This is a genomic window from Litchfieldella rifensis (assembly GCF_042646605.1).
GTDB classification, from domain to species: Bacteria; Pseudomonadota; Gammaproteobacteria; order Pseudomonadales; family Halomonadaceae; genus Litchfieldella; species Litchfieldella rifensis.
The window spans coordinates 1-529 of the sequence record NZ_JBHRUG010000052.1; the positions used below are offsets into that span (position 1 = coordinate 1).

Here is a 529-nt window from a genome sequence, read left to right on the forward strand (position 1 = left end):
TCCCCGGCGGAGCGCTTCGTGGCCGAAACCGAGGCACTGCAAGCCCTCCCGGCGACTGACTTCGACACCCGCTATCACGATCTCCGCCAGGTCGGCTGGGACGGTTATATCGAAGTGCGGGGCAACCGCTACAGCGTGCCGGACGCCCACTGCGGCCAGGCGGTGATCATTCGCCTGAGTCTCGATGACGAGTTGACGGTCTACACCCCGGCCGGCGAGGCCATTGCCCAGCATCGCCTCCAGGCCCCTCAAGCCGGCTGGCGCAGCGTACCGGAGCACCATGCCGCCCTGTGGCAGCAGACCCTGGCCGTTCAACAGCGTGACCTGCGGGTCTACGAGGAGGTGCTGTGATGGCCCTGGAACAGCTCCTTACCCGCCTGAAGATGGAGCATCTCCAGGCCTCGCTCGACAGCCTCTGCGAGCACGCCAGCAAGCAGGACCTGAACTACCGTGAGTTCCTCGAGCAGGCCTTGGCCCAGGAATGGGGCGGGCGCCACCAGAAGGGCCTGGAGTCGCGGCTGAAACAGGC

Annotated in this window: 1 protein-coding gene and 1 pseudogene; both read left to right on the forward strand. The window is 66.5% G+C overall.

The annotated features are described in order from the left end of the window. Nucleotides 1-351, forward strand: a 351-nt coding sequence (locus tag ACFOEV_RS22395) for a Mu transposase domain-containing protein (RefSeq protein WP_449280242.1), incomplete at its 5' end; no start/stop codon positions are given. Continuing rightward, a pseudogene (locus tag ACFOEV_RS22400) lies at nt 348-529 on the forward strand (hypothetical protein); the annotation flags it as partial. The gene ACFOEV_RS22395 and the pseudogene ACFOEV_RS22400, both read left to right, overlap by 4 nt.